We start from the raw sequence: 1,500 nt of genomic DNA on the forward strand, positions 1-1,500 counted from the left end.
ATCACTTTGATCTTTACTATCAGCAATACTTTCATGTTTTTTATAATCTTCTTCAGTGGGGATGTATTCGTGAGCAGCTTTTTCAGCTTCTGGTGAAAATTCCTCCTTATCACTACTATCTGAATTTTTCTTTTCAGTTAATTGTGTAGAAGATTGCGATTTATTAGGGGTGTTATCAAATTTTGCCAAGTAAATGGCAAAGCCAATAGCTACAATTACTACCCAAAATATCAGTTTGAAAAAGAACTTAAAGCAACCGCCTTTTGATTCATACAGTTCATTTTTAACTGAAAAGCTTTGGCCACAATTTTTACAAGTGTATTGTGATTTAAGTATATTTGATTTGCTTGAAGCAAATCGTGTCTGCTTACTATTACAGTAGGGACAAATTGGTCTTGATGATGTGCTCACAAGAATTAACCTTTATTTTAAAGTGATTTATCTTTAATCAAAAATTATATAGGTTTAGTTCAAGCATTGAGAAGCAACATTTTTTGAAAATATTTAAACCCACCACTTGGTGGGTTTTTTATTGCCCGGAGGAAAGCATGGCTATCACTGAAACAGTTGGCTCACTATTGTTTGGTGGTCATCGTTCAATAATGGGTTTATTTGCAGATGTAGTTATTGAAGAGAATCATTCTGATGAGCTTGTAATAACAGAGCATCCCGTTGAAAAAGGTTCACCGATTTCTGACCATTGCTATAAAGCACCGCCAGAGGTCACCATGAAAATCGGGTGGTCTGAAAGTGCTGGAAGGATGAATGGTCTTATTGGTAATACATTTATTGGGTCAGATTTGTCACTTCTTGGTATTTATCAGGGGTTGCAAGCCTTACAAGGTCAACGACTTATTATTTCTACTGGTAAACGCCTTTATACGGACATGTTGATTAAGTCATTAAAGAATGTCACTGATGAAACGTCCGAAAATGCTTTGATGATCGATATTGTATTTAAGAAAGTTTTTATTGTTTCCACAAAAGAAACGCTGGTTTCTATCGCTGATCAAAAGAATCCTGAAGTAACTTCTGATGTTGTTGATTCTGGTACCAAACAGCTGAAACAAGTTAACTCTTCAGTATTGAATACTGTTTTAGGACCAGCTGTAGATGCTTTTAGTTCATTAATGAGTGGTAAGTAAATATGGCTTTGTATGAAATCCCTTTGCTCGATCGGAATCAGAAGTTTTTTATCAAACTAAATAAAGTGAATTATCAGCTCAAACTGATTTTTCTAAAGCGCTGGTATCTAGATATCTATCAGGCAAATGCTGAACCAATTGCCTGTAGTATTCCTTTAGTTTCAGGTATCGATATTTTAAGCCCCTATAGTCATCTGATTAATGGCTCTATGTATGTTCAGAATCTCAATGAGGATGAAAGCCAATCATTTAATGACTTAGGGACTAACATAAAACTATTTTGGCAGGATCCGGAATGAGTGAACAATGGAAGCGCAATTGCCGGCTAACCGTTCAACTTAAATATGGGGAGCCT

At 35.5% G+C, this 1,500-nt stretch carries 3 protein-coding genes; 2 read left to right on the plus strand and 1 reads right to left on the minus strand.

All coding sequences use genetic code 11. The features are described from left to right. Positions 1 to 411 (minus strand): hypothetical protein (locus tag VXQ92_RS17550; protein ID WP_416682681.1); only part of this gene is annotated, 411 nt, incomplete at its 3' end. Between the two features lie 137 nt (positions 412 to 548). On the opposite strand from VXQ92_RS17550, the gene VXQ92_RS17555 reads away from it, so the two are divergent. Further along, on the plus strand, positions 549 to 1,145 hold the full coding sequence (locus tag VXQ92_RS17555; protein WP_001018608.1) for a phage baseplate protein: 597 nt from the start codon (positions 549 to 551) through the stop codon (positions 1,143 to 1,145). A 2-nt stretch (positions 1,146 to 1,147) separates the two neighbouring features. Next, positions 1,148 to 1,444 (plus strand): phage baseplate plug family protein, encoded by a 297-nt coding sequence (locus VXQ92_RS17560; RefSeq protein ID WP_416682682.1) that lies wholly within the window; start codon positions 1,148 to 1,150, stop codon positions 1,442 to 1,444. Positions 1,445 to 1,500: the final 56 nt, after the last annotated feature.

The sequence above is a fragment of the Acinetobacter sp. 228 genome (assembly GCF_048147885.1).

What these genes read in the sequence shown, in the direction of transcription:
- VXQ92_RS17555 (WP_001018608.1), top strand. Translation starts at nt 549, where the DNA reads ATGGCTATCACTGAAACAGTTGGCTCACTATTGTTTGGTGGTCATCGT.
- VXQ92_RS17560 (WP_416682682.1), top strand. Translation starts at nt 1,148, where the DNA reads ATGGCTTTGTATGAAATCCCTTTGCTCGATCGGAATCAGAAGTTTTTT.